Annotated in this window: 18 protein-coding genes, 1 tRNA gene and 3 rRNA genes; 8 read left to right on the plus strand and 14 right to left on the minus strand. The window is 69.1% G+C overall.

The genetic code is table 11. The features are described from left to right. Window positions 1-16 precede the first annotated feature (16 nt). From ENKNEFLB_RS13250 to ENKNEFLB_RS13285, 8 genes are all read right to left on the minus strand, one after another. A complete protein-coding gene (locus tag ENKNEFLB_RS13250) occupies window positions 17-433 on the minus strand; it encodes a hypothetical protein (RefSeq protein WP_214055852.1) in 417 nt (138 codons plus the stop codon). A gap of 163 nt (window positions 434-596) precedes the next feature. After that, entirely contained in the window at window positions 597-1001 is a 405-nt protein-coding gene (locus tag ENKNEFLB_RS13255) for a hypothetical protein (protein WP_214055853.1), read from the minus strand. Next, the gene (locus tag ENKNEFLB_RS13260) at window positions 998-2425 is read right to left on the minus strand and encodes a DUF4331 domain-containing protein (protein ID WP_214055854.1); all 1428 of its coding nucleotides are present in this window, start codon (window positions 2423-2425) and stop codon (window positions 998-1000) included. Before ENKNEFLB_RS13260 ends, ENKNEFLB_RS13255 begins: the two co-directional genes overlap by 4 nt. Next, window positions 2422-2673, minus strand: a complete 252-nt coding sequence (locus tag ENKNEFLB_RS13265) for a twin-arginine translocation signal domain-containing protein (RefSeq protein WP_214055855.1) — start codon at window positions 2671-2673, stop codon at window positions 2422-2424. Before ENKNEFLB_RS13265 ends, ENKNEFLB_RS13260 begins: the two co-directional genes overlap by 4 nt. 104 nt (window positions 2674-2777) lie before the next feature. Next, window positions 2778-2852, minus strand: a tRNA-Val gene (locus tag ENKNEFLB_RS13270). Between the two features lie 151 nt (window positions 2853-3003). Beyond that, on the minus strand, window positions 3004-3474 hold the full coding sequence (locus ENKNEFLB_RS13275) for a peroxiredoxin (protein ID WP_214055856.1): 471 nt from the start codon (window positions 3472-3474) through the stop codon (window positions 3004-3006). After that, window positions 3471-5129, minus strand: coding sequence for an AMP-binding protein (locus ENKNEFLB_RS13280; RefSeq protein WP_214055857.1), 1659 nt, complete (start codon window positions 5127-5129; stop codon window positions 3471-3473). The genes ENKNEFLB_RS13275 and ENKNEFLB_RS13280 overlap by 4 nt, the downstream gene beginning before the upstream one ends. A gap of 111 nt (window positions 5130-5240) precedes the next feature. Next, on the minus strand, window positions 5241-5681 hold the full coding sequence (locus ENKNEFLB_RS13285) for a DUF3052 domain-containing protein (RefSeq protein WP_214055858.1): 441 nt from the start codon (window positions 5679-5681) through the stop codon (window positions 5241-5243). Window positions 5682-5933: 252 nt separating this feature from the next. On the opposite strand from ENKNEFLB_RS13285, the gene aceE reads away from it, so the two are divergent. Next, a complete protein-coding gene (gene aceE / locus ENKNEFLB_RS13290; protein WP_214055859.1) occupies window positions 5934-8744 on the plus strand; it encodes a pyruvate dehydrogenase (acetyl-transferring), homodimeric type in 2811 nt (936 codons plus the stop codon). Between the two features lie 75 nt (window positions 8745-8819). On the opposite strand, the gene ENKNEFLB_RS13295 is transcribed toward aceE, so the two are convergent. After that, window positions 8820-9779, minus strand: a complete 960-nt coding sequence (locus ENKNEFLB_RS13295) for an alpha/beta fold hydrolase (RefSeq protein WP_246535537.1) — start codon at window positions 9777-9779, stop codon at window positions 8820-8822. A 168-nt stretch (window positions 9780-9947) separates the two neighbouring features. Here ENKNEFLB_RS13295 and ENKNEFLB_RS13300 point away from each other — a divergent pair, with 168 nt between their 5' ends. The 6 genes from ENKNEFLB_RS13300 (at window position 9948) to ENKNEFLB_RS13325 (ending at window position 16598) form a co-directional block, all read left to right on the plus strand. Next, window positions 9948-11174 carry a PucR family transcriptional regulator gene (locus tag ENKNEFLB_RS13300; RefSeq protein WP_246535538.1) on the plus strand — a complete coding sequence of 409 codons (1227 nt, stop codon included), beginning with the start codon at window positions 9948-9950 and terminating at the stop codon, window positions 11172-11174. 134 nt (window positions 11175-11308) lie between these two features. Beyond that, complete coding sequence (locus ENKNEFLB_RS13305; protein ID WP_214055860.1) at window positions 11309-12493, plus strand: acyltransferase domain-containing protein; 1185 nt, start codon at window positions 11309-11311, stop codon at window positions 12491-12493. Continuing rightward, window positions 12490-13500, plus strand: coding sequence for a beta-ketoacyl-ACP synthase III (locus tag ENKNEFLB_RS13310; RefSeq protein ID WP_214055861.1), 1011 nt, complete (start codon window positions 12490-12492; stop codon window positions 13498-13500). Before ENKNEFLB_RS13305 ends, ENKNEFLB_RS13310 begins: the two co-directional genes overlap by 4 nt. A gap of 101 nt (window positions 13501-13601) precedes the next feature. Continuing rightward, window positions 13602-13847: an acyl carrier protein gene (locus ENKNEFLB_RS13315; RefSeq protein WP_214055862.1), complete on the plus strand. Its 246-nt coding sequence runs from the start codon at window positions 13602-13604 to the stop codon at window positions 13845-13847. A 61-nt stretch (window positions 13848-13908) separates the two neighbouring features. Further along, window positions 13909-15147 carry a beta-ketoacyl-ACP synthase II gene (gene fabF / locus ENKNEFLB_RS13320; RefSeq protein ID WP_214055863.1) on the plus strand — a complete coding sequence of 413 codons (1239 nt, stop codon included), beginning with the start codon at window positions 13909-13911 and terminating at the stop codon, window positions 15145-15147. Continuing rightward, window positions 15147-16598: a carboxyl transferase domain-containing protein gene (locus ENKNEFLB_RS13325; RefSeq protein ID WP_214055864.1), complete on the plus strand. Its 1452-nt coding sequence runs from the start codon at window positions 15147-15149 to the stop codon at window positions 16596-16598. Before fabF ends, ENKNEFLB_RS13325 begins: the two co-directional genes overlap by 1 nt. A 31-nt stretch (window positions 16599-16629) precedes the next feature. On the opposite strand, the gene ENKNEFLB_RS13330 is transcribed toward ENKNEFLB_RS13325, so the two are convergent. After that, a complete protein-coding gene (locus ENKNEFLB_RS13330; protein ID WP_246535539.1) occupies window positions 16630-17148 on the minus strand; it encodes a DUF3145 domain-containing protein in 519 nt (172 codons plus the stop codon). Window positions 17149-17351: 203 nt separating this feature from the next. Between ENKNEFLB_RS13330 and ENKNEFLB_RS13335 the strand changes: the two genes are divergently transcribed. Next, window positions 17352-17876, plus strand: coding sequence for a hypothetical protein (locus ENKNEFLB_RS13335; protein ID WP_214055866.1), 525 nt, complete (start codon window positions 17352-17354; stop codon window positions 17874-17876). 18 nt (window positions 17877-17894) lie between these two features. Here ENKNEFLB_RS13335 and ENKNEFLB_RS13340 read toward each other — a convergent pair whose 3' ends face one another. The 4 genes from ENKNEFLB_RS13340 to ENKNEFLB_RS13355 form a co-directional block, all read right to left on the minus strand. After that, a complete protein-coding gene (locus ENKNEFLB_RS13340; RefSeq protein ID WP_246535540.1) occupies window positions 17895-18842 on the minus strand; it encodes a tetratricopeptide repeat protein in 948 nt (315 codons plus the stop codon). Window positions 18843-18937: 95 nt separating this feature from the next. Continuing rightward, window positions 18938-19054: ribosomal RNA gene (gene rrf / locus ENKNEFLB_RS13345) — 5S ribosomal RNA — on the minus strand. A 182-nt stretch (window positions 19055-19236) separates the two neighbouring features. Continuing rightward, window positions 19237-22389 (minus strand): 23S ribosomal RNA (locus tag ENKNEFLB_RS13350). Between the two features lie 344 nt (window positions 22390-22733). Further along, a 16S ribosomal RNA gene (locus ENKNEFLB_RS13355) occupies window positions 22734-24255 on the minus strand. The 16S, 23S and 5S rRNA genes sit together here, the layout of an rRNA operon. Between the last annotated feature and the right edge of the window lie 135 nt (window positions 24256-24390).

Consider the following 24390-nt stretch of genomic DNA (forward strand, 5'->3'; position numbering starts at 1 on the left):
CGTCGTCCTGCGGCCGTCAGTCGTCGTCGCCGGTCTGGTCGCCGTTGGTGACGTCGTTGGTCTGGTCGTCGTTGGTCTGGTCGTCGTTGGTCTGGTCGCCGTTCGTCTGGTCGCGGTTCGTGACGTCGCGGTTCGTCTGGTCGTTCGTCACGCCGTTGGTGCGGTCGTTCGTCAGGTCGTCCGCGCGCTCGTCGCGCGTCACCTGGGTGAGGTCGCGGTCGCCGGTGAGGTCGCGGTCGCCGGTGAGGTCGCGGTCGCCGGTGTCGTCGTCGTCCTCGTCGTCGACGAGGACCACCTCGGCGGCCTCCTCGTCCCGCTTGAGCAGGTCGTCGGCGGTGGCGGAGGCGGCGCCGGACAGCGGGAAGGCGAGCACGCCGGCGGCGACGAGCCCGGCGGTGAGGGTGGTGCCGACGGTCAGGGTGGAGCGCTTCATGGTGGTGTCCTCTCACGGAGTGGGACCCGGGTGCGGGGATGCCTCCCGGGCGTGGACACCACTGTGCTGGCCGGCGGTGAAGCCGGCGTGAGACACCGATGAGAGGCCTCTCACCGTCGCTGGGCGACGGCGGGAGGCCCCTCACGGATGGTGCGGGTGCTGCTCAGGCGGGCCAGTCGAGCGACGTGACGTGGCCACCACGGACCGCGGCCTCGAGCACGACCGTGGTCGTGCCCTTCGGCACCAGGCGGTAGGAGCCCTCGCGCAACGCGGGGTACACCAGCGCCGGCACCTCCCGCCCGGGACCGAGCGGGCGTCGTACGACCGCGACGTGCAGCGGCGCCCCGTCGTGACCGTGCCCGTGACCGTGCCCATGACCGTGACCGTGCTCGGCCTGCGGGCCGGTCGGGTGCTCGCCGTCGGCGAGCACCTCGACCTCGTGGCCCACCAGGTCGGCCGGCATCACCACGATCAGGGCACCCACGTCACCCCCGATGTCGAGCAGGACCATGCCCTGGCCGGCGTCGGGGTTCTCCGGGGAGTCCGGGGGACGCGGGTGCTCGGTCAACGCTGTGCCGCCGAGCCCTGGCCGCCGCCGGGGTTGGTCGGCTCGGCGGTCGTCGTGCCGGGCACCGTCTGGTAGCCGCCACCCGGCAGGCCGAGGAACGGGAAGTCGTCCAGCAGGTCGGCGTTGGTGTTCTCCGTGCCGTCGGTGAGCGCACCGGCGGCGCCGTCCGGCTCGTACGTCGGGTCCACCAGCGGGATGGTGACCCCGGCGACGGCCCGCAGCTCGATGGCCACGACCTCGTCGTCGATCCGACGACCGTTGGGGAAGCCCGACAGGTCGCCCCCGACCACGCCGAAGTTGCTGTAGCCCTCGTCCCCCGGCTGCAGCGGCGGGATCGCCACGTTCAGCCGCAGGAGGTCGGCCGGGTTCGGCCCCGTGTAGTTCTGGAAGCCGGGGACGACGCCGGAGGGGATGCCGGTCATCAGGATCGCGTCGAGGTCGGCCCGGGGCTTGTCGTACGCCGCGAGGTTGGGGAAGACGTCCGGGTAGAGCACGGGCAGCAGCCCGGCGAGCTCGGGCTTCTGGACGTACTTCCGGAACGGCGCGTCCTGCGCGGGGGCCACGGCGTTCCAGCGGTCCTTCTCCCCCATCGGCACGATGACCTCGTTGAACAGCGGGTTGGCCAGGCGCGAGACCTGGACCCAGGGACCGGTCCCGTCGTACGCGCCGCGGCTCGGGTTCCAGGTACGGCCACGGCGACGGCTGGCCGTCGCCCAGACCCCGATGACCGACTTGCGGGCGTTGACGCGGGTGGGCGTCGACCCGTCGCGGGTCAGCTCGCTGATCGGCACCTCGAGGGCGATGGAGTGCACGTTGTAGGACTGCACCGAGTTGATGCCGTCCATGTTCGCCAGCGGGAGCAGGTGGTTCTCGTTGAACGGGCGCAGGGCACCGAGGTCGAAGATGCTGCCGAGGTCCACGTGGAAGGCGTCCGCGCGCTGCCCGGCGAAGAAGCGACGACCACGACGGACGTGGGTGGCCTGCTGGGCCAGCGCCGCGTAGTCGCCGGTGCTCCGCGTGCCCACGTTCACGGGCGGGGTGGGCAGGCGGTCGGCGATGACCCGCCGACGACCGTCCTTGACCTGGGTCACGGTGTAGAACTGCGGGCGGTTCCAGTTCGGGCTGTCGACCGACTCGATCGGGCCGGTGTTGTAGAGGAAGGACTCGCCCTTGACCTCGGTCGTGAACTTGAACTCGTAGGTGATCGCCGCCTCGTGGTCGTTGCGGTTCGAGACCTTGATCTTGTAGAGGACGTCATCGCCGAACTCGTAGAAGTTCGGGCCGCCGTTGGGCTGCTGCAGCGGCAGGAAGTTCGCGATCAGGACCACGTTGTCGGGGCGGTTCGGGTTGCGGAAGGCGTAGACGTCGGTGCCGTCGGCCACCGGGTCCTTGCTGATCTCCGGTGCTTCGCGGTGGCTGCTCATCGGGTGCCTCCTGCGGCGTTGAGGATGCGGGTGACCAGGTCGCGGTCGCGGACGACGACCTCGTCCTCACCTACGAGCAGGGTGACGACGTCGCCCTTCGGGTCCTCGACGAGCGCGAGCACGCGCTCGCGGGCCGCCTTCGTGCTCGGGGAGGCGGTGGCGGGGGTGGCGCCCACGAGGGCTGCGCCCCCGGCGGCGGCCGAGACCCCGGTGGCCGCGAGGAACTTCCTTCTGCTGGTGTCGCTCATGCGTGTGTCCGTCCTGGAGGAGGGTGGCTGCGAGTGACTCGCATCACGCTGCGTTCGACACCGACGGCGGGCCGGATTGGTCCGTGGACGGACTTTCTTCCTGGTGGTGGGCGCAGAGGGGATCGAACCCCCGACATCTTCCTTGTAAGGGAAGCGCTCTACCGCTGAGCTATACGCCCCGGGCCCGGGCCTGCACGTGGCGGCCGACGGGCGCGGACAGACTAGCGCCTGCCGGGCGGGGGACGGAGACGGACCGCTGGCGTCTCGGGTCGCCAGCGGTCCGACGTGGCCGACCCTAGGACCGCGGGGCCGGCACGCGGAAGGCCCGGCCTAGTCCAGGGCGTGCAGCTGGCGCAGGTGCTCGTCGAGGTCGCGACCCTCGGGCATCGCGTTGTGCACCGACCAGCGCACCGTGCCCTGCCGGTCGATCACGTAGGAGGAGCGCCGCGGCGCCCCCCGGGTCTCGTCGAGGACGTCGTAGGCCCGCGACACCTCGCCGTGCGGCCAGAAGTCCGACAGGAGCGGGAAGTTGAGCCCGTCGGTGTCGGCGAAGGCCCGCAGGGCGTAGAGCGGGTCGCAGGAGATCGCGAGCACCTCGGAGTCGAAGGTCACGAACTCGGCCAGCCGGTCGCGCACCGCGGTCAGCTCACCGGTGCAGACGCCCGAGAACGCGTACGGGTAGAACAGGATCGCCACCGCCTTGTGACCCCGGTACGACGACAGGGTGACGTCCTGCCCGAACTGGTCGCGCAGGGTGAAGTCGGGGGCCGGTCCACCGATGCGCAGGCCCTGCTCGCTCACGTGTCCCCGTCCTCCCCGCTGCCGTCGTCGGACCCGTCCTGGTCGGCCAGGTCCTTCTTGAGGATCTTGCCGGTCGCGTTGCGCGGCAGCTCGTCGATCACGATGATCTCGCGCGGCACCTTGTAGCGGGCCAGGTTCTTCTTCACCCAGGCCTTGAGGTCGTCCTCGCCGGTCGACGCCCCGTCGCGCAGGACGACGTACGCCCTGAGCCGCTTGCCGAAGTCCTCGTCGTCCACCCCGATCGCGGCGGCCTCCGCCACGTCGGCGTGGTCGGTCAGGCACCCCTCGACCTCCTGCGGGAACACGTTCTCCCCGCCGGAGACGATCATCTCGTCGTCGCGGCCCTCGACGTAGAGCCGGCCGTCGTCGCCGAAGCGGCCCACGTCACCGCTGGACATGAGCCCCTCGACCATGTCCTTGTGGCCGCCGCCGGTGTAGCCCTCGAAGAGCAGCCCGTTGCCGACGAAGATCCGCCCGGAGCTGCCGTGCGGGACCTCCTGGTCGTCCTCGTCGAGGATCTTGACCACGGTGGCGTGCGGCGGTCGACCGGCCGAGGACGGCGCCTCGCGGAGGTCCTGCGGCGTCGCGATGGAGGCCCAGGCCACCTCGGTCGATCCGTAGATGTTGTAGAGGTTGTCGCCGAACTCGTCCATCCAGGTCACGGCCAGGTCCCCGGGCAGGGCCGAGCCGGAGGCTGCGACGACCTTGACCCGCGCCAGGTCGTAGCGGGACCGGACCTGCTGGTCCAGACCGAGCATCCGCTGGATCATCACCGGGATGACCACCAGGGAGTCGCAGCGCTCCTCCTCGGTGGTCCGCAGGCACTGCTCGGGGTCGAAGGAGCGGCGCAGCACGATCGTCGAGCCCAGCAGCATGGCCAGGGCGAAGTGCGCGAAGCCCCACGTGTGGAAGAGCGGGGCGGCGATGTGGGTGCGCCACCCACCGCGCAGCGGCATCCGGCTCAGCAGCGACACGGCGGCGTCGATGCCCGCCTCGGAGCGCGGGGCGCCCTTCGGCGTGCCGGTGGTGCCGGAGGTCAGGATCACGATGCCGCCGTGCCGGCTCGGCGGGTCGAGGTCGTGGTCGTCCTCGCCGACGATGAGCCGCTCGAGCACGTCGGCGCCGCCGAGGTCGTCGGGGTCGCCGTCGACCCAGGCCACCACCCGCTTCTCGACGTGCGCCTCGGCCAGCAGGTCGGTGAACTCCTCGTCGTGGATCACCACGACCGGGCTCTCCCGCTCGAGCACCTCGACCAGCTGGGGCCCCGCGAAGGCGGTGTTGAGGTAGAGGATGTCGGCCCCGAGCTTGGCCACCCCCACGGTGGCGTCGACGAAGCCGCGGTGGTTGCGGCACATCAGCGCGACGGAGTCGCCCTCCCCCACGCCCCGGGCCCGCAGCGCGCGGGCCAGCGCGTTGGAGCGGCGGTGGATCTCGTCGAAGGTCAGGCAGCCGAGCTCGTCGACGAGCCCGATCCGGTCAGGCTCGCGCAGGGCCAGCGTGGCGAAGCCGCCCGCCGGGCCCGTCCCCCACCCCTTCAGGGTGGTGAGCAGCCGGGCGAGCACCACCGGCGAGTACGGCTTGATGACGCCGGCACCGGCCAGCACCTTGAGGCTGACGGCCGCGTTGCCGGCACGGAGGGCGAGGTTCTCGAGCACGGGCGGTCCTTGGCGTCGACGGGAGGAGGGAGCAGCAGCAGAGCCTGCCACGTCCCGGACGACGTCCGCGTCCCCCGCAGCGGGGGTCCGGTGGCGTGTCGGCGCCGGCTGTCAGGCCGGGGGCTTGGGAGCGACCAGGCGGGTCGCGGCCCAGTCGCGGCTCACGGTGGCCGACGTGGTCTGCGCGAGGCCGGCGATGGGTGCCGCCTCGGCGATGTCGGCGGCGTCCACCGACCGGGGTCGACCGACCTTGGGGGTCAGCAGCCAGATCACGCCGCCGCCGACCAGGTCGGTCAGGGAGTCGACCAGCCCGTCGACGAGGTCGCCGTCGTCGTCGCGCCACCACAGCAGCACCGTGTCGACCACGTTGCCGTACTCGCCGTCGACCATGTCGGCGTCGAGCGTGTCCTCGATCGAGGCGCGCAGCTCCTCATCGACGTCGTCGTCCCAGCCCAGCTCCTGGACCACCATCCCGGACTTCAGTCCCAGCCTCTCGGCGGGTCCGGTGGTGGGGCCTGTCTGGGTGGACCCGCCACCCGCGGTCGAGCTCACTGGTGCCTCCTGTCGGCGTGGTGCCGGACTACGTGTGGTGCGTGGTGGCCGCGGGTGCTGTCTCGCTGCCGGTGTCGTGGAGGACCGGGTTCTGGGCCCGGCCCGATGGACAGTCCAGCGGAGTTGGCCCGCCCGCGCAACCCCGCGCGCCGCTGACCTGCCGTGACGTGCGCCGCGTGGGCACCGCCAGGGCGCCGACGGCGTACTGGTCGGTAGATTCCGTGCGCTCCGCGCGCGTGCGACGATGGGCCGGTGACCGAGCAGAAGACGACACCTGACACCGACGCGGCGCCGGAGGCGGCCACGCGCCCCGAGCGGGTCTCGGTGATCCACGAGGGCCTGCCCACCCAGCTCCCCGACATCGACCCGGAGGAGACCCAGGACTGGATCGACTCCTTCGACTCCATGCTGGGCGAGCGGGGTCGCGACCGCGCCCGCTACGTGATGCTGCGCCTCCTCGAGCGCGCGCGCGAGACGCAGGTCGGCGTGCCGGCGCTGCGCAGCACCGACTACATCAACTCGATCCCGCCGGAGCGCGAGCCGTGGTTCCCCGGCGACGAGGAGGCCGAGCGGCGCATCCGCGCCTACATCCGCTGGAACGCCGCGGTGATGGTCTCGAGCGCGAACCGCAAGGGCCTCGAGGTCGGCGGCCACATCGCCACCTACCAGTCCTCCGCCTCGCTCTACGAGGTCGGCTTCAACCACTTCTTCCAGGGCAAGGACGCCCCCGGTGGCGGCGACCAGGTCTACATCCAGGGCCACGGCTCCCCGGGGGTCTACGCACGCGCCTTCCTCGAGGGCCGCCTCGACGAGCAGCAGCTCTACCGCTTCCGCCAGGAGGTGCAGCACGGCACGGGCCAGGGCCTGCCGTCCTACCCGCACCCCCGGCTGATGCCGGAGTTCTGGGAGTTCCCCACGGTCTCGATGGGTCTGACCGGGATCAACTCGATCTACCAGGCCCGGTTCAACCGCTACCTGCACAACCGCGGCATCAAGGACACCGACCAGCAGCACGTCTGGGCGTTCCTCGGTGACGGCGAGATGGCCGAGCCCGAGTCGCTGGGCGCCATCGGCGTGGCCGCGCGCGAGGAGCTCGACAACCTCACCTGGGTCATCAACTGCAACCTGCAGCAGCTCGACGGTCCCGTCCGCGGCAACGGCAAGATCATCCAGGAGCTGGAGTCGACCTTCCGGGGCGCCGGCTGGAACGTCATCAAGGTCGTCTGGGGCCGCGAGTGGGACCAGCTGCTGGCCCGCGACGTCGACGGCGTGCTGGTCAACCGCATGAACAGCACCCCCGACGGCGCCTTCCAGACGTACTCGGTCGAGACCGGCGACTACGTGCGCGAGAACTTCTTCGGCGCCGACCCCCGCCTGCGCAAGATGGTCGAGCACATGAGCGACGGGCAGATCCAGAAGCTGCCCCGCGGCGGTCACGACTACCGCAAGGTCTACGCCGCCTTCGACGCGGCCAAGAAGCACGCCGGTCAGCCGACGGTGATCCTGGCCAAGACGATCAAGGGCTGGACCATCGACGGGCTGGAGGGCAAGAACGCCAGCCACCAGATGAAGAAGCTGACCCCGGACGACCTCAAGAAGTTCCGGGACCGGCTCTACCTGCCGATCTCCGACCGCGACCTCGAGCGGTCCTACGACGAGACCGGCGCGGCGCCGTTCTTCCACCCCGGCAAGGACTCGGACGAGATCCAGTACATGCTCGAGCGCCGCAAGGCCCTCGGTGGCTCCGTCCCGCGTCGGGTCAACCGCGCGACGATGCTCGACCTGCCCGGCGACAAGATGTACGCCGAGCTCAAGCAGGGCTCGGGCAAGAACAAGGTGGCCACCACGATGGCCTCGGTGCGGCTGCTCAAGGACTGGATGAAGGACCCCGCGATCGGCCAGCGGATCGTCCCGATCGCGCCCGACGAGTACCGCACGTTCGGGATGGACTCGATGTTCCCGAGCGCGAAGGTCTACAACCCCGGCGGCATGCGCTACGAGTCGGTGGACCGCAAGCTGCTGCTCTCGTACAAGGAGTCCAAGCAGGGCCAGATGCTGCACGAGGGCATCTCGGAGGCCGGCGCGATGGCCTCCGCGACGGCGGCCGGGTCGGCGTACACCACGCACGGCGAGCACATGATCCCGTTCTACATCTTCTACTCGATGTTCGGCTTCCAGCGGACCGGCGACTCGATCTGGGCGATGGCCGACCAGATGGCGCGCGGGTTCCTGCTCGGCGCCACCGCCGGCCGCACCACGCTGACCGGCGAGGGCCTGCAGCACGCCGACGGCCACTCGCCGCTGCTCGCGGCGACCAACCCGGCGGTCGTGCACTACGACCCGGCGTTCGCCTACGAGGTCTCGCACATCATGCGCAGCGGCCTCGAGCGGATGTACGGCAGCACCGAGGAGCACCCCGACGGCGAGAACGTCATCTTCTACATGACGGTCTACAACGAGCCGGTCTCGCAGCCCAAGGAGCCCGAGGACCTCGACCACGAGGGCCTGCTCCGCGGCATGCACCGGATCACCGCCGCCGAGGGCGACGGCCCGACCGTGCGCCTGCTGGCCTCCGGGATCGCCTACCCGTGGATCGAGAAGGCCGCGCGCCTGCTCGCCGAGGACTGGGGCGTCAGCGCCGAGCTGTGGTCGGTCACCTCCTGGAACGAGCTGGCCCGCGAGGCCGTCGCCACCGAGGAGCACAACCTGCTGCACCCCGGCGACGAGGCCCGTACGCCGTGGGTCGCGGCCAAGCTGGGCGACGCCTCCATGCCGACGGTCGCGGTGACCGACTTCATGGCCGCGGTGCCGTTGCAGATCGCGCGCTGGGTCCCCGGCGACTACCGGGTGCTCGGCACCGACGGGTTCGGCTTCGCCGACACCCGCCCGGCCGCCCGGCGGTTCTTCCACGTCGACGCCGAGTCCGTCGTCGTGCAGACGCTGCAGGCGCTCGCCGACGCCGGCCAGGTCGACCGCGGCCAGGTCGAGAAGGCGTTCGCCGAGTACCGCATCGACGACCCCACCGCGGTGTCCGACGTCAAGCAGGAGGGCGGCGACGCCTGAGGCGTCGGCTCCCCCGGGCGACGGCCGGGTCCCCGCACGGGGGCCCGGCCGTCGTGCGTCCCGGGTGCCCCGGGGTCAGGCGGTCTCGACGCTGGTGAGCGTCGGCGGCGGCGCGGCGTCCAGGCCACCGCGCAGCAGGGCCCGCCACTTGGCCCGGGAGTAGGTCGCGGGCCGGGTGCTGCGGACGAACTCGTCGACCGAGCGGGCGAAGCGCTCCGGGTGGTCCTTGTGCGGGAAGTGCCCGGCTTCGTCCAGGACCTCGACACGCGACTTGGGGGCCAGGGCGGCGACGTTCGCGGCGTGGCGCACGGGGATGACCTGGTCGTCGCGGCCCCAGATGACCGCCATCGGCATCGCGTCGGTGAGGTACGCCCGGTCGGCCATCGTCACGATCTGGCCGCGCCAGTCGACCACGGCGCGGACCACGTGCCGGATCGCGTGCCGGGCGTGGGGGTCCTTGAAGGTCTCGTAGATCGCGGCCACCTCGGCCAGGTCGCGGGTGTGCCGCGACCCGGTCGCCTTAAGCAGGTGCAGCCCGGCCTTGCCGACGTGTCGCACGCCCGGCATCGTCAGCACGCCCATCGCGTGGTGGTAGCCCGGCGTCGTGATGGCCCGGATCACCGGGCTGACCTCGGGCCCCAGTCCCCCGGAGGAGACCAGCAGCAGCCGCTCGGTGCGCTCGGGGAACTGGTAGGAGAACTGCATCGCGACGCCGCCACCGAAGCTGTGGCCGACCACGGTGACCTTGTCGATGCCCAGGACGGTGAGCAGGTCGCGCATGCCGTTGGCGTAGCCGCCGAGGCTGTAGTCCGCGCGGGGCTTGGCCGACTGCCCGTGACCGAGCAGGTCCGGGGCCAGCACCGTGTAGCGCTCGGCCAGCCGGTCGATCACCGGCTCCCAGGTCGTGTGGTCGCAGCCGAGGCCGTGCAGCAGCAGCAGGACGGGTCCCGAGCCCACCTTCACGTAGGCGCGCCGGTGACCGTGCACGGTCACGAGCTGCACCTCGTGGCGCGAGGCGTGCTGGGTACGGGGCACGGGGCCTCCTGGGAAGGGACTGGTCTCGGATTCAACCACGACGGCCCTGCGGATTCCGCAGTTCGCCCACTTCTCTGCTGCCGGTGGTGACCGACCGGTCCCAGTGTGACGGACCGGGGTCGGCCCACCGTCGACCACCCCGGGGCAGCGGCGGGCTAGGGTCGCGGGGTGCCAGCACCGCAGGGGCCCGCCACGGCGCGGCGTACCGAGTGGCGCGAGCGCTGCGCGAGCGCGGTGTCGCGGTCCACGGGGGCGCTGAGCAGCGCCGCGGTCACCCGGATGGAGGCCGAGCACGCCTGGTTCGCCGACCTCGACGCCGAGAACAGGTCCTGGGTCGGCCTCATCCTCCAGGCCGGCGTGCGCGGGTTCGCCGACTGGCTGCGCCGGGGCGAGGCCACCGCCGGCGCCCCGGACCAGGGCGGGCACGGGCCGGCGCTGGCCGCGTCGGTGTTCGGGGCCGCGCCGCGGACCCTGGCCGGCATCATCACCCTGGCCCAGACCGTCGACCTGGTCCGGCTCACCATCGAGGTGGTCGAGAGCAACGTCGACGCCATGGTCGACCCGGCCGACGCGCCCGACCTGCAGGTGGCGGTCTCGCGCTACGCCCGGGAGGTCGCCTTCGCCACCGCGGAGGTGTACGCCCGCGCCGCCGAGGCCCGCGGCGCCTGGGACGCACGGCTCGAGGCGCTGGTCGTCGACGCCGTGCTCCGTGCGGAGGCCGACGAGACCGTGCTCTCCCGCGCCAGCGCGGTGGGCTGGGAGGCCCGAGGCGAGGTCGCGGTGGTCCTCGGCGACGTCGCGGCCGGCGTCGGCGACCCGGCTGCCGAGACCGGGTTGTTCGAGGAGGTCCGCCGGTGCGCCCGGACCGCCGGCCTCGACGCGCTGTGCGCGGTCCAGGGCGAGCGGCTCGTCGTGCTGCTCGGCGGGGTCCGCGACGCCCGTGCCGCCGCGGCCGCGGTGACCCCGACCTTCGGACCCGGGCCGGTGGTGGTCGGCCCCGTCGTCGCCGACCTGACCCGGGCCCACCTGTCGGCGCGGGCGGCCCTGTCCGGCTACCGGGCCGCGACCGGGTGGCCCGGGGCCCCCCGACCGGTGACCAGCGTGGAGCTGCTGCCGGAACGGGTCCTCGCCGGCGACGGTCACGCCCGCCGGCACCTGGTCGAGGACGTCTACCGCCCGCTGGCGGCCGAGCGCGACATCCTGGTGACCACGCTCGCCGCGTGGTTCGCCCACGCCGGCTCCACCGAGGCGACCGCGCGCGGGCTGTTCGTCCATCCCAACACCGTGCGCTACCGGCTGCGCCAGGTGGCCGAGGTGGCCGGTCTGGACCCGCACGACCCCCGCGACGCGCTCACCCTCCAGCTCGCCCTCGTCCTCGGCCGGCAGGCCGACTGAGGCGCAGGCGTGCGGCGACCTGACACCGCAGCCCCGAGTGTCCAGAACTTGTGGGAACCCGACAAAGACCTCCCGGTGATCTTCGTCCGCGCCGGAGGCGACACCGAGGGGCCGGTACCGGGACAGTGGTCCTCGTGCTCGTCATCGTCGCCCCCGGACAGGGTGCCCAGTCCCCCGGTTTCCTCCGCCCCTGGCTCGAGGACCCGACCTTCGCGTCGCGCCTGGAGTGGTTGTCGGTGGTGGCCGGGGTCGACCTGGCCCACTACGGCACGGAGGCGGACGCCGAGGCGATCCGTGACACCCGCGTCGCGCAGCCCCTCCTGGTCGGCACCGGCCTGGTGGCCGCCCTCGAGCTCTTCCCTCACCCGCACGACGCCTTCGACCAGATCGGGGCGGTGGCCGGGCACAGCGTCGGCGAGCTCGCGGCCGCGGCCGGCGCCCGGGTGATGACCGCCGAGCAGGCGATGGTGCTGGTCCGTGAGCGCGGGCTGGCCATGGCCGAGGCGGCCGCGGCCACGCCGACCGGGATGACCGCCGTGCTCGGGGGCGACCGCGAGGACGTCCTGGCCACGCTCGAGCGGCACGGCCTGACCCCGGCCAACGACAACGGCCCCGGGCAGGTGGTCGCCGCCGGCACCACCGCCCAGCTGGCCGCCCTGGCCGACGACCCGCCGACCAAGGCCCGGCTGACGTCGCTCTCGGTCGCCGGGGCGTTCCACACCCACCACATGTCCCCCGCCGTCGACCGGCTGGCGCACCTGGCCCGCTCGGTGTCGGTGCACGACCCGCGGACCGCGGTGATCAGCAACCGCGACGGCCAGGTCGTCCACGACGGCACCGAGGTGCTGCGCCGGATCGTGGGTCAGATCGCCAGCCCCGTGCGCTGGGACCTGTGCCTGGAGACGATGAGCGACCTCGGCGTGACCGGCGTCCTGGAGATGCCGCCGGCCGGCACCCTGACCGGCATCGTCAAGCGCAACCTCAAGGGCGTGGAGACCTTCGCGCTCAAGACGCCCGACCAGCTCGACGACGCCCGCGCCTTCTGCGCCCGCCACGGCGAGGGCTCCCTGATCGCCTCGACGCCGACCTGGCGGATGGTCGTCTCCCCGAGCAAGGGCCTGTTCTACCGCGCCGCGGAGGCCGACGTCGACGACCTCCCCGCGGGCACCGTCATCGGCCGGGTGGCCAGCACCCGCGACTCCGTCGACGTGCCCGCCGCCCACGGTGGCCAGGTCGTCGAGTGGCTCGTCGAGGACGGCGACCCCGTCGCCCCCGGTCAGCCCCTGCTGCGCCTGCACCCGACCGGGAGCGCCTCGTGAGCGGCCCGGTCGAGCTGCGCAGCAGCCAGGGCGCCCCCCACGCCGCCATCCTGGGGCTCGGTGCCTACCGGCCCTCCCGCGTGGTGCCGAACTCCGAGATCGTCGGGCGCATCGACTCCACCGACGAGTGGGTGCAGCAGCGCTCCGGCATCCGCGAGCGCCGCTGGGCCACCGACGACGAGACGGTGCAGTCGATGTCGGTCGCCGCCAGCCGCGTGGCCCTGGAGCGCGCCGGGATCGACGCCACCCAGATCGACTGCGTCGTGGTGGCCACCATCAGCCACATGATGCAGACGCCCGCGGTCGCCACGCTGGTGGCCCACGAGCTCGGCACCGAGCAGGCAGCCGCCTTCGACGTGTCCGCGGCCTGCGCGGGCTTCTGCCACGGCGTCGGCATGGCCGCCGACTTCATCCGCGCCGGGAGCGCCCGGCACGTGCTCGTGATCGGGGTGGAGAAGCTCTCCGAGATCACCAACCCCGACGACCGCGGCAGCGCCTTCATCTTCGCCGACGGTGCCGGTGCGGTCGTGATGGGCCCCAGCGACGTCGCGGGCGTCGGCCCGGTCGTCTGGGGCTCCGACGGCGAGCAGTACGACCTGATCCGTCAGCGCGAGGACTGGCGTGAGGTGATCGTGGCCGACGAGCCGGTCATCCCGCACCTGGTGATGCAGGGCAACGCGGTGTTCCGCTGGGCCTCCTTCGCCATGGCCAAGATCGGCCGGGAGGCCCTGGACCGCGCCGGGGTCAGCCCCGAGCAGCTCGACTGCTTCGTGCCCCACCAGGCCAACATGCGCATCACCGACGCCATGGCGCGAGCCATGAAGCTGCCTCCCGGGGTCCGGATCGCCCGCGACATCGCCGAGCAGGGCAACACCTCCGCGGCCTCCATCCCGCTCGCCCTCGAGCGGATGTACGACGAGGGCGACGCGAAGAGCGGCGACATCGCCCTGCTCGTCGCCTTCGGCGCCGGCCTGGCCTACGCCGCCCAGGTCGTCCGGCTGCCCTGACCGGCGACCGGCCGCGACCGACCCGCGGCGCACCCCGCGGCGCACCCCCGCGCCGCCCACCGAGTTCCCGCACGACCCCCACCACGAAGGAGACACCAGAGATGGCCACCACCGAAGAGATCCGCGCCGACCTCGCCGAGATCACCAACGAGGTCGCCGGCACCGACACCGCCGACGTCCAGCTCGACAAGTCCTTCATCGACGACCTCGACGTCGACTCGCTGTCGATGGTCGAGATCGTCGTGGCCTGCGAGGAGAAGTTCGGGGTGACCATCCCCGACGAGGAGGTCAAGAACCTCAAGACCGTCGGTGACGCCGTCGCCTACATCGAGCGCGCCCAGGGCTGACGCCCTGCCGGACCGTCCCACCATCCCTCTCACCAGCAGCACCACGAGGAGTCGACGAACCATGAGCCGCACACGTGTCGTGGTCACCGGGATGGGGACCACCAGTCCCCTCGGCGGTGACGTGGCCTCCACCTGGGAAGGCCTGATGGAGGGACGGTCCGGCGTCCGCGCCCTGACCGAGGAGTGGGCCGAGGAGCTCCCGGTCAAGATCGCGGCACGGGTCGCGGTCGAGCCGACCGAGGTCCTGGAACGCGTCAAGGCGCGACGCTACGACCGCTCGACCCAGCTGGCGATGGTCGCGGCGATCGAGGCCTGGCGCGACAGCGGCCTCGAGGACGCCGAGATCGACCACGACCGGCTCGGGGTGGCGATGGCCTCCGGGATCGGCGGGGTCAACACCCTGCTGTCCAACTACGACAGCCTGATCCAGAAGGGCCCGCGGCGGGTCTCCCCGCTCGCGGTGCCGATGCTGATGCCCAACGCCCCGGCCGCCAACATCAGCCTGTACGTGGGCGCCCGCGCCGCGGTGAACACCCCCGTGTCGGCGTGCGCCTCCGGCAACGAGGCGATCAGCCTCGCGGTGGACCAGATCCGCCTCGGGCGGGCCGACGTCGTGCTCGCCGGCGGCACGGAGGCCGCGATCCACCCGCTGCCGATGGCGGCGTTCGCCAACATGATGGCGCTGTCCAAGAACGCCGGCGACCCGACCACGGTCTCGCGCCCCTGGGACACCGGACGCGACGGGTTCGTCCTCGGCGAGGGTGCCGGCGTGCTGGTGCTGGAGAGCGAGGAGCACGCCCGGGCCCGCGGCGCCCGCATCTACGCCGAGGTCCTCGGCGCGGGCATCACCGCCGACTCCCACGACATCGCCCAGCCCGACCCGGCCGGCCGGGGCGGCTCGCGCGCCATCCTGCGCGCGCTGCACGAGTCCGACGTCGACGCCGAGTCGGTCGTGCACGTCAACGCCCACGCCACCTCGACGCCCAAGGGCGACATCGCCGAGGGCCTGATGCTCCACGCCACCCTGGGCGCCCACGCCTCGGAGGTCGTCGTGACCAGCACCAAGTCGATGACCGGCCACCTGCTCGGCGGCGCCGGCGCGCTGGAGGCGATCGCCACCGTGCTCGCCCTGCACCACCGCACCGTCCCCCCGACCATCAACCTCGACGACCTCGACCCCGAGGTCGACCTCGACATCGCCACGAAGCCCCGGGACCTGCCCGTCGGCGACGTCGCCGCCCTGAACAACTCCTTCGGCTTCGGCGGCGCCAACGTGGCCGTCGTCTTCGGGAGCATCTGATGACGCAGGTCGCCGACCCCGCCCCCGCCCCGAGCGGCAAGGCGCCGCGGCTGCCGCGCGAGGAGGACCCCCGCCACCCGCTGCTGCGCCTGGAGGCGCTGCTCGACGACGGGACCTGCGAGCTGCTCTCGGACGTCGACGAGTCCGGGATGCTCGCCGCGCGTGGTCGGGTCGACGGCACCGACGTCGTCGCCTTCTGCTCCGACGCCACCGTGATGGGCGGCGCCATGGGAGACGACGGCTGCCGCGTCGTGGTCGACGCCTACCACCGCGCGATCACCGACGGCGTGCCGATCATCGGCCTCTGGCACTCCGGGGGCGCCCGGCTGGCCGAGGGCGTGCTGTCGCTGCACGCCGTGGGCCGGATCTTCGCGGTGATGACGCAGGCGTCCGGGGTGATCCCCCAGATCTCGGTCGTCCTCGGCCCGGCTGCGGGCGGGGCCGCGTACGGGCCGGCGCTCACCGACGTGGTGATCCTCGGGCCCGAGGGCCGGATCTTCGTGACCGGCCCCGACGTGGTCCGCTCGGTGACCGGCGAGGCCGTCGACATGCTCCGTCTCGGCGGGCCCGAGCCGCACGGTCGCCGTTCCGGTGTCGTGCACGTGCTCACCGACTCCGAGCGCGAGGCGCTGGACAAGGCGCGCGTCCTCGCCCACCTGCTCGGCACGCAGGGCAGCCTGCGCGTCTCCGACGTGGTCGACCGCGACCTCGAGGCCCTGCTGCCGGAGTCCCGCAAGCGCGCCTACGACGTGCACCCGCTCGTGGACGGCCTGCTCGACGAGGGCACGTCCCAGGAGCTGCACGCGCGCTGGGCGCCGAACATCGTGACCACCCTGGGCCGCCTCGGCGGGCGCACCGTCGGCGTCGTGGCGAACAACCCGCTGCGCCTCGGTGGTTGCCTGGACTCGCTGTCGGCCGAGAAGGCCTCCCGGTTCGTGCGGATGTGCGACGCGCTGGGCGTGCCGCTGGTCGTGCTGGTGGACGTGCCGGGCTACCTGCCCGGGGTCGGCCAGGAGTGGGACGGCGTCGTGCGCCGCGGGGCGAAGCTGCTGCACGCCTTCGCGGAGTGCGTGGTGCCCCGGGTCACCCTCGTCACCCGCAAGACCTACGGCGGCGCCTACATCGCGATGAACGCGCGATCCCTCGGCGCCACCCGCGTCCTGGCGTGGCCCGGCGCCGAGGTCGCCGTGATGGGTGCCGTGGCCGCCGTACGCATCCTGCACCGCCGCAAGCTGGCCGAGGTGGCACCGGACCTCCGCGCCCAGGTCGAGGCCGAGCTGGCCACCGAGCACGAGCGCCTGGCCGGCGGGGTCGACCGGGCCGTGGAGATCGGCGTGGTGGACGAGGTCGTCGACCCGTCGCTGACACGGTCGTCGATCGCGCAGGCCATCGACGCCGCGGTGCAGGCCGACGGGGTCCGACGCGGCCACCACGGCAACATCCCGCTCTGACCCGGCGGGCCGCACGCGCCGGGGGGCGCCCCTAGACGACCTGGTGCAACCAGCGGACGGGAGCGCCCTCACCGGCGTGGCGGAAGGTCTCGAGCTCGTCGTCCCAGGGCTTGCCGAGAAGCTTGTCCACCTCGAGCTCGAGCGTCGTCTCGCCGAGGGCGGACTTGACGACGGCGGCCTTGAGCCGGTCCTCGGGGATCAGGATGTCGCCGTGCACGCCGGTCACGGCGTGGAAGACGCCCAGGGACGGAGTCGAGGAGTACCGGGCACCCTCACCGCCCGTGGTCGCGTCCTCCGTGACCTCGAAGCGCAGGTGGTCCCACCCCCGCAGCGCGGACACCATCCGCGCGGCGGCGCCGACGTCACCGGTCCACGAGAGCTCCGCCCGGTGGGTGCCGGCCTGCGCCGGCTGGGGCGTCCACGAGGGGTTGACTGCAGCACCGAGCACGCCGCCGACGGCCCACTCGATGTGGGGGCACAGCGCCGAGGGCGCCGAGTGGACGTAGAGCACGCCTCGGGCAGGCACCCGCACTGAGCTGGATGTCGTCATCGCTGTCCTCCATCGGTCACGGTGGGAGATCTCCCACCTCGGCGCGAGGAACGCCTTCCCCAGCGGACTCGCACGACCTGGTGGTTCGAATGACGACCATGTAGTTGTGGGTCCATTGTGTCCCATGCGCCCCATGCGCGCCAGTGGTCTCGACCAGTGCGCGCCGGGGACCCTGCGCTCCGAGCGTGGCCTAGCCTGCCGCTGTGGAACCGCCACCGTCCCTGCGACTCGCTCGCCGCTCCCAGACCCTGGGGGTCGTGCTGCCGATGGTGCTGGTCGCCCTGGCGACGTCGGCCGGCTACTACGTGACGAACCCCCCGCCTCTGACGGTGCGAGACTCCCCCGTCACCGCCACGGTGCCCTCCGGCCAGCCGGTCTACCTCGGCGTCTACGAACCGGACGAGGACGCTGGACGAACCCTCGACCTCCGTGGCGTGCAGGTCGACGTCACCAGCACCCGGGAGATCGCCGTCCAGCCCCTCGTGTGCGTCGGTGGGAGCGTCGACGTGACGACCGCACCGGACACCACGTGCACCGACATCGTGGACCCGGCCGGTGCCGACCTCGGCCCCGACGACGACCTGATGCTCCAGGTCACCGGCAGCGGGTCGACGGTCGCCGTCGTCGAGCCCGTCACCATCAGCTTCGTCGAGGGCGTGCGCCGCGGCACCCACCAGGCGGGATCGCCGGCGCGGGTCCGCGTCCTGCCCGTCAGCTCTCCCCGCTGAGGGGCGGGCGGGGTCCGGTCAGTCCTCGGTCGCCACCGGGGGCCGGCCGGTCTCGTCGTCGCGTCGACGCTCGAGCTCGGCCGCCCGCGCCTCGGCGTCGGTGAGCTGGTCGGCGTCGATCGCGTGGGTGCGGTGGAACCACTCGAGGGCCTCGCGCTGCTGACCAGCGGTCACGAGCGTGTCAGCGTAGGCGTACCTCAGCCGCACCACCCACGCCGAGCGGTTCTGCGAGTTGATCGGGGCCTGCTCGAGCACCCGCAGCGCGGCATCGAGCTGGCCCATGTCGCGGCGGGCGCCGGCCTCGACGATGGTCATCTCCGCCCGCGCCTCCGGGGCGAAGTTCGCGACCCCGGGGCTCTTGGAGAGCTTGAGGGCCTGCTCGGGCTGGCCGAGGGCGCGATGGCAGTCCGCCATGATCGGCAGGTAGGCCGTCGCACCGTTGAGGCGCTTGGCGGCACGGAGGTCGGAGAGCGCCTCGGCGTAGTGGCCGGCAGCGTAGGCCGCCTCGCCGGCGGCCTCGCGCACGACCGCGATCCGCGGGGCGCGGGCACGTGCCGCGAGGGCGTGGCGGTACGCCAGCTCGGGGTCGTCGTCGATGACCATGCCGGCGGCGGCGAGGTGACGCGCGACCCTGGCGGCCAGCTTCTCGGGGAGCCCCTTGAGCTGCCCGGTCACGGACCGGTCGAGCTCCTTGCCCGTGACGCTGTCGGGCAGGTCGGGACCGTCGTAGATCGCCTGGTCCTCGGGCGTCCTCCGGATCCGGGCCGGCTTCTCCTCCGGCCCCTTGCGGTCGTCGGACCGCTTGTCGCGGTTGCCGGTGGGGCGCTGACCGCCGCCACGGCGGTCGTCGCTCGGACGCCCACGCCGATCGTCGGCGGGCCGACCACGACGGTCCTCGGGACCGCGCCCGGACCGTGCGCCGGAGTTGGTGCTGCCCGATCGCGGGCCGCGTCGTTGCTCGACCACGACGTCTCCTCTGTGATGTTGGGTGCTGCTGTGTCCAGATGTGCCGAAATGCGCAAGAGGCCACCGGTCGCCCGATGGCCTCTTGCTGAAAAGTTGTCCGGCGGCGTCCTAGTCTCCCACAGCCTCGCGGTTGCAGTACCATCGGCGCTGAGAGGCTTAACTTCCGGGTTCGGGATGGGACCGGGTGTTTCCCTCTCGCTATGGCCGCCGTAACTCTATGACCCCTCCGGGACACGGTGTCCGCCAGTGGTGTTGCACCTGGTGGTGGTGTCGGGGGGTGGATTGTGTGGACGCAAGGACCCAGGTTGTTGGGGGTGGTCACCGTTCGGGTGGCCACTACCAGCGTGGGTCTCTCATATACGCGTAGTCGTTGTTGTCATGGTTGAGGGTTTGTGAAGACAAGCCCTCGGCCTATTAGTACCGGTCGGCTAGGCATCACTGCTGTACACCTCCGGCCTATCAACCCCATGGTCTGTGGGGGGCCTTACCCCATAACGGGTGGGAAACCTCATCTTGAAACGTGCTTCCCGCTTAGATGCATTCAGCGGTTATCACTTCCGAACGTAGCCAACCAGCCCTGCACCTGGCGGTACAACTGGCACACCAGAGGTTCGTCCATCCCGGTCCTCTCGTACTAGGGACAGCCTTTCTCAAGTTTCCTACGCGCGCGGCGGATAGGGACCGAACTGTCTCACGACGTTCTAAACCCAGCTCGCGTGCCGCTTTAATGGGCGAACAGCCCAACCCTTGGGACCTACTCCAGCCCCAGGATGCGACGAGCCGACATCGAGGTGCCAAACCATCCCGTCGATATGGACTCTTGGGGAAGATCAGCCTGTTATCCCCGGGGTACCTTTTATCCGTTGAGCGACACCCCATCCACATGGTGGTGCCGGATCACTAGTTCCGACTTTCGTCCCTGCTCGACATGTCTGTCTCACAGTCAAGCTCCCTTGTGCACTTACACTCGCCACCTGATTGCCAACCAGGCTGAGGGAACCTTTGAGCGCCTCCGTTACTCTTTAGGAGGCAACCGCCCCAGTTAAACTACCCATCAGGCACTGTCCCTGATCCAGATCATGGACCTAAGTTAGACATCTAGTACGACCAGAGTGGTATTTCAACGTTGACTCCACCCACACTGGCGTGTGGACTTCACAGTCTCCCACCTATCCTACACAAGCCGAACCAAACACCAATACCAAACTATAGTAAAGGTCCCGGGGTCTTTCCGTCCTGCCGCGCGTAACGAGCATCTTTACTCGTAGTGCAATTTCGCCGAGTCCATGGTCGAGACAGCGCCCAAGTCGTTACTCCATTCGTGCAGGTCGGAACTTACCCGACAAGGAATTTCGCTACCTTAGGATGGTTATAGTTACCACCGCCGTTTACTGGGGCTTAAGTTCTGAGCTTCACCCACAAGTGGGCTAACCCGTCCCCTTAACCTTCCAGCACCGGGCAGGAGTCAGTCCGTATACATCGTCTTACAACTTCGCACGGACCTGTGTTTTTAGTAAACAGTCGCTTGGGCCTGGTCTCTGCGGCCCTTCACGCTTCCCCAGCAAGTGGGTACACGATCCGGGCCCCCCTTCTCCCGAAGTTACGGGGGCATTTTGCCGAGTTCCTTAACCATGGTTCGCTCGATCGCCTTGGTATTCTCTACCTGATCACCTGAGTCGGTTTGGGGTACGGGCGGCGCGTAGCTCGCTAGAGGTTTTTCTCGACAGCATAGGATCACCCACTTCAGCCAACCGGCCTCGGCATCACCTCTCAGGCACGACATCGAAGTCAGCGTCCCGGATTTCCCTGGAACACACCCTACGGGCTTACCCGTGGACAACCATCGCCACGGTTGGGCTACCTTCCTGCGTCACCCCATCGCTTGACTACTACCGGATCGGTTCGTGCGCTCCACCATCACGCCATCCACCCGAAGGTGGACAGTCACGCGGCTTCGGGCACTTAGCATCACCGGGCTCGTCATGGGCGCTACTTTGCCGGTACGGGAATATCAACCCGTTGTCCATCGACTACGCCTGTCGGCCTCGCCTTAGGTCCCGACTTACCCAGGGCAGATTAGCTTGACCCTGGAACCCTTGATCAATCGGCGCACGGGTTTCTCACCCGTGATTCGCTACTCATGCCTGCATTCTCACTCGTGTCGCATCCACACCTGGATCACTCCGGCGCTTCACTCGCGACACGACGCTCCCCTACCCATCCACACACCTGAACACACCCAAGGGTGCGCTAGATCGGACATCAAAGTCCATGTGAATGCCATAGCTTCGGCGGATGACTTGAGCCCCGCTACATTGTCGGCGCGGAATCACTTGACCAGTGAGCTATTACGCACTCTTTCAAGGGTGGCTGCTTCCAAGCCAACCTCCTGGTTGTCAGTGCGACTCCACATCCTTTTCCACTTAGTCACCGCTTAGGGGCCTTAGCTGATGGTCTGGGCTGTTTCCCTCTCGACTACGAACCTTATCGCCCGCAGTCTCACTGCTGCGCTCTCACTTACCGGCATTCGGAGTTTGGCTAACGTCAGTAACCTGGTCGGGCCCATCGGCTATCCAGTGCTCTACCTCCGGCAAGAAACACGCAACGCTGCACCTAAATGCATTTCGGGGAGAACCAGCTATCACGAAGTTTGATTGGCCTTTCACCCCTATCCACAGGTCATCCCCTCAGTTTTCAACCTAAGTGGGTTCGGTCCTCCACGCGGTCTTACCCGCGCTTCAACCTGCCCATGGATAGATCACTTCGCTTCGGGTCTAGATCGTGCGACTCAACCGCCCTATTAGGACTCGCTTTCGCTACGGCTTCCCCACACGGGTTAACCTCGCCACACAACGCTAACTCGCAGGCTCATTCTTCAAAAGGCACGCCATCACCCACCGACACGCAAGCGTGTCCCAGGCTCTGACGGATTGTAGGCACATGGTTTCAGGTACTATTTCACTCCCCGCCAGGGGTACTTTTCACCTTTCCCTCACGGTACTTGTCCGCTATCGGTCATCGAGAAGTATTTAGGCTTAACGGGTGGTCCCGCCAGATTCGTACAGAATTTCAGGGGTTCCGTACTACTTGGGAGTAGACCAACGGAGACACGTACGTACACCAACGGGGCTCTCACCCTCTACGGCGCTGCTTTCCAACAGACTCAGGTTTAGCAACGTGTTTTCTTACTCCGCCGCACGATGGCAGTCAATGCGAAGATCTATCCCACAACCCCGTACACGCAACCCCTGCCAGGTATCACACGCGCACGGTTTGGCCTGATCCGATTTCGCTCGCCACTACTCTCGGAATCACTCTTGTTTTCTCTTCCTACGGGTACTGAGATGTTTCACTTCCCCGCGTTCCCTCCACACACCCTATACATTCAGGTGCAGGTGACTGGACATGATTCCAGCCAGGTTTCCCCATTCGGACACCCCCGGATCACAGCTCGGTTGCCAGCTCCCCAGGGCTTATCGCAGGCTCCAACGTCCTTCATCGGCTCTCGATGCCAAGGCATCCACCATGTGCCCTTTGCAGCTTGCCAACACAAACACTCAACAAAAACAACAAAGACACAAATTAACACTACAATATGAAAACATCACAACCACACACAAAACTAGCCCCTCACCAACGTGAGGCGACCTGTGCGGCTTTGATGCTCGCGTCCACTATCCAATAATCAAACACCATGAAGGCAACCAGCCCGCACCCCTCCACCAAGGAGGAGCCGACCAGCAGCTCCGGGTCAGAGGCGTGATGCCTCAGAACCCCAACAGCGTGTCTTGAATCCACCCCCACACCACAGTGCGGGAGAACATCGATGAGATCCACTAGTGAGCAACATCGGGGCCGAACACTCGCCGGCCCACCGTGCGTGCTCCTTAGAAAGGAGGTGATCCAGCCGCACCTTCCGGTACGGCTACCTTGTTACGACTTCGTCCCAATCGCCAGCCCCACCTTCGACGGCTCCCCCCACAAGGGTTGGGCCACCGGCTTCGGGTGTTGCCGACTTTCGTGACGTGACGGGCGGTGTGTACAAGGCCCGGGAACGTATTCACCGCAGCGTTGCTGATCTGCGATTACTAGCGACTCCGACTTCATGGGGTCGAGTTGCAGACCCCAATCCGAACTGAGACCGGCTTTTTGGGATTCGCTCCGCCTTACAGCATCGCAGCCCTTTGTACCGGCCATTGTAGCATGCGTGAAGCCCTGGACATAAGGGGCATGATGACTTGACGTCATCCCCACCTTCCTCCGAGTTGACCCCGGCAGTCTCCCATGAGTCCCCAACACCCCGAAGGGCTTGCTGGCAACATAGGATAAGGGTTGCGCTCGTTGCGGGACTTAACCCAACATCTCACGACACGAGCTGACGACAGCCATGCACCACCTGTACACCGACTAAAAGGGCACCTATCTCTAGGTGTTTCCGGCGTATGTCAAACCCAGGTAAGGTTCTTCGCGTTGCATCGAATTAATCCGCATGCTCCGCCGCTTGTGCGGGCCCCCGTCAATTCCTTTGAGTTTTAGCCTTGCGGCCGTACTCCCCAGGCGGGGCGCTTAATGCGTTAGCTGCGGCACGGAACCCGTGGACGGGTCCCACACCTAGCGCCCAACGTTTACGGTGTGGACTACCAGGGTATCTAATCCTGTTCGCTCCCCACACTTTCGCTCCTCAGCGTCAGGTAATTCCCAGAGAACCGCCTTCGCCACCGGTGTTCCTCCTGATATCTGCGCATTTCACCGCTACACCAGGAATTCCGTTCTCCCCTGAATACCTCTAGTCTGCCCGTATCGGAAGCCAGCACCGAGTTAAGCCCGGTGTTTTCACTCCCGACGCGACAAACCGCCTACGAGCCCTTTACGCCCAATAATTCCGGACAACGCTCGCACCCTACGTATTACCGCGGCTGCTGGCACGTAGTTGGCCGGTGCTTCTTCTCCCCCTACCGTCACTTTCGCTTCGTCGGAGGTGAAAGAGGTTTACAACCCGAAGGCCGTCATCCCTCACGCGGCGTTGCTGGATCAGGCTTCCGCCCATTGTCCAATATTCCCCACTGCTGCCTCCCGTAGGAGTCTGGGCCGTGTCTCAGTCCCAGTGTGGCCGGTCACCCTCTCAGGCCGGCTACCCGTCGAAGCCTTGGTAGGCCATTACCCCACCAACAAGCTGATAGGCCGCGAGCACATCCCCCACCGAAAAACTTTCCAGCAACCCACATGCGTAGGAAGCTCATATCCGGTATTAGACCCCGTTTCCGAGGCTTATCCCAAAGTGGAGGGCAGATTACTCACGTGTTACTCACCCGTTCGCCGCTCGTGTACCCCCGAAGGGGCCTTACCGCTCGACTTGCATGTGTTAAGCACGCCGCCAGCGTTCGTCCTGAGCCAGGATCAAACTCTCCATTGAAAGCCAAACCCGACAAAAAACAAACCCTGACCAAATTGCTTTGACCAGAATCATTGCCGAAAAAACAAACCCAAACAAAAAGTAAGGGCATACAAACTAATTCTCATCGACTAACAAGACACACTGTTGAGTTCT

This window comes from Nocardioides aquaticus (assembly GCF_018459925.1).
Taxonomy (GTDB): Bacteria; Actinomycetota; Actinomycetes; order Propionibacteriales; family Nocardioidaceae; genus Nocardioides; species Nocardioides aquaticus.

What these genes read in the sequence shown, in the direction of transcription:
- ENKNEFLB_RS13325 (WP_214055864.1), top strand. Translation starts at nt 15,147, where the DNA reads ATGACGCAGGTCGCCGACCCCGCCCCCGCCCCGAGCGGCAAGGCGCCG.
- ENKNEFLB_RS13330 (WP_246535539.1), bottom strand. Translation starts at nt 17,148, where the DNA reads ATGACGACATCCAGCTCAGTGCGGGTGCCTGCCCGAGGCGTGCTCTAC.
- ENKNEFLB_RS13260 (WP_214055854.1), bottom strand. Translation starts at nt 2,425, where the DNA reads ATGAGCAGCCACCGCGAAGCACCGGAGATCAGCAAGGACCCGGTGGCC.
- ENKNEFLB_RS13315 (WP_214055862.1), top strand. Translation starts at nt 13,602, where the DNA reads ATGGCCACCACCGAAGAGATCCGCGCCGACCTCGCCGAGATCACCAAC.
- fabF (WP_214055863.1), top strand. Translation starts at nt 13,909, where the DNA reads ATGAGCCGCACACGTGTCGTGGTCACCGGGATGGGGACCACCAGTCCC.
- ENKNEFLB_RS13250 (WP_214055852.1), bottom strand. Translation starts at nt 433, where the DNA reads ATGAAGCGCTCCACCCTGACCGTCGGCACCACCCTCACCGCCGGGCTC.
- ENKNEFLB_RS13265 (WP_214055855.1), bottom strand. Translation starts at nt 2,673, where the DNA reads ATGAGCGACACCAGCAGAAGGAAGTTCCTCGCGGCCACCGGGGTCTCG.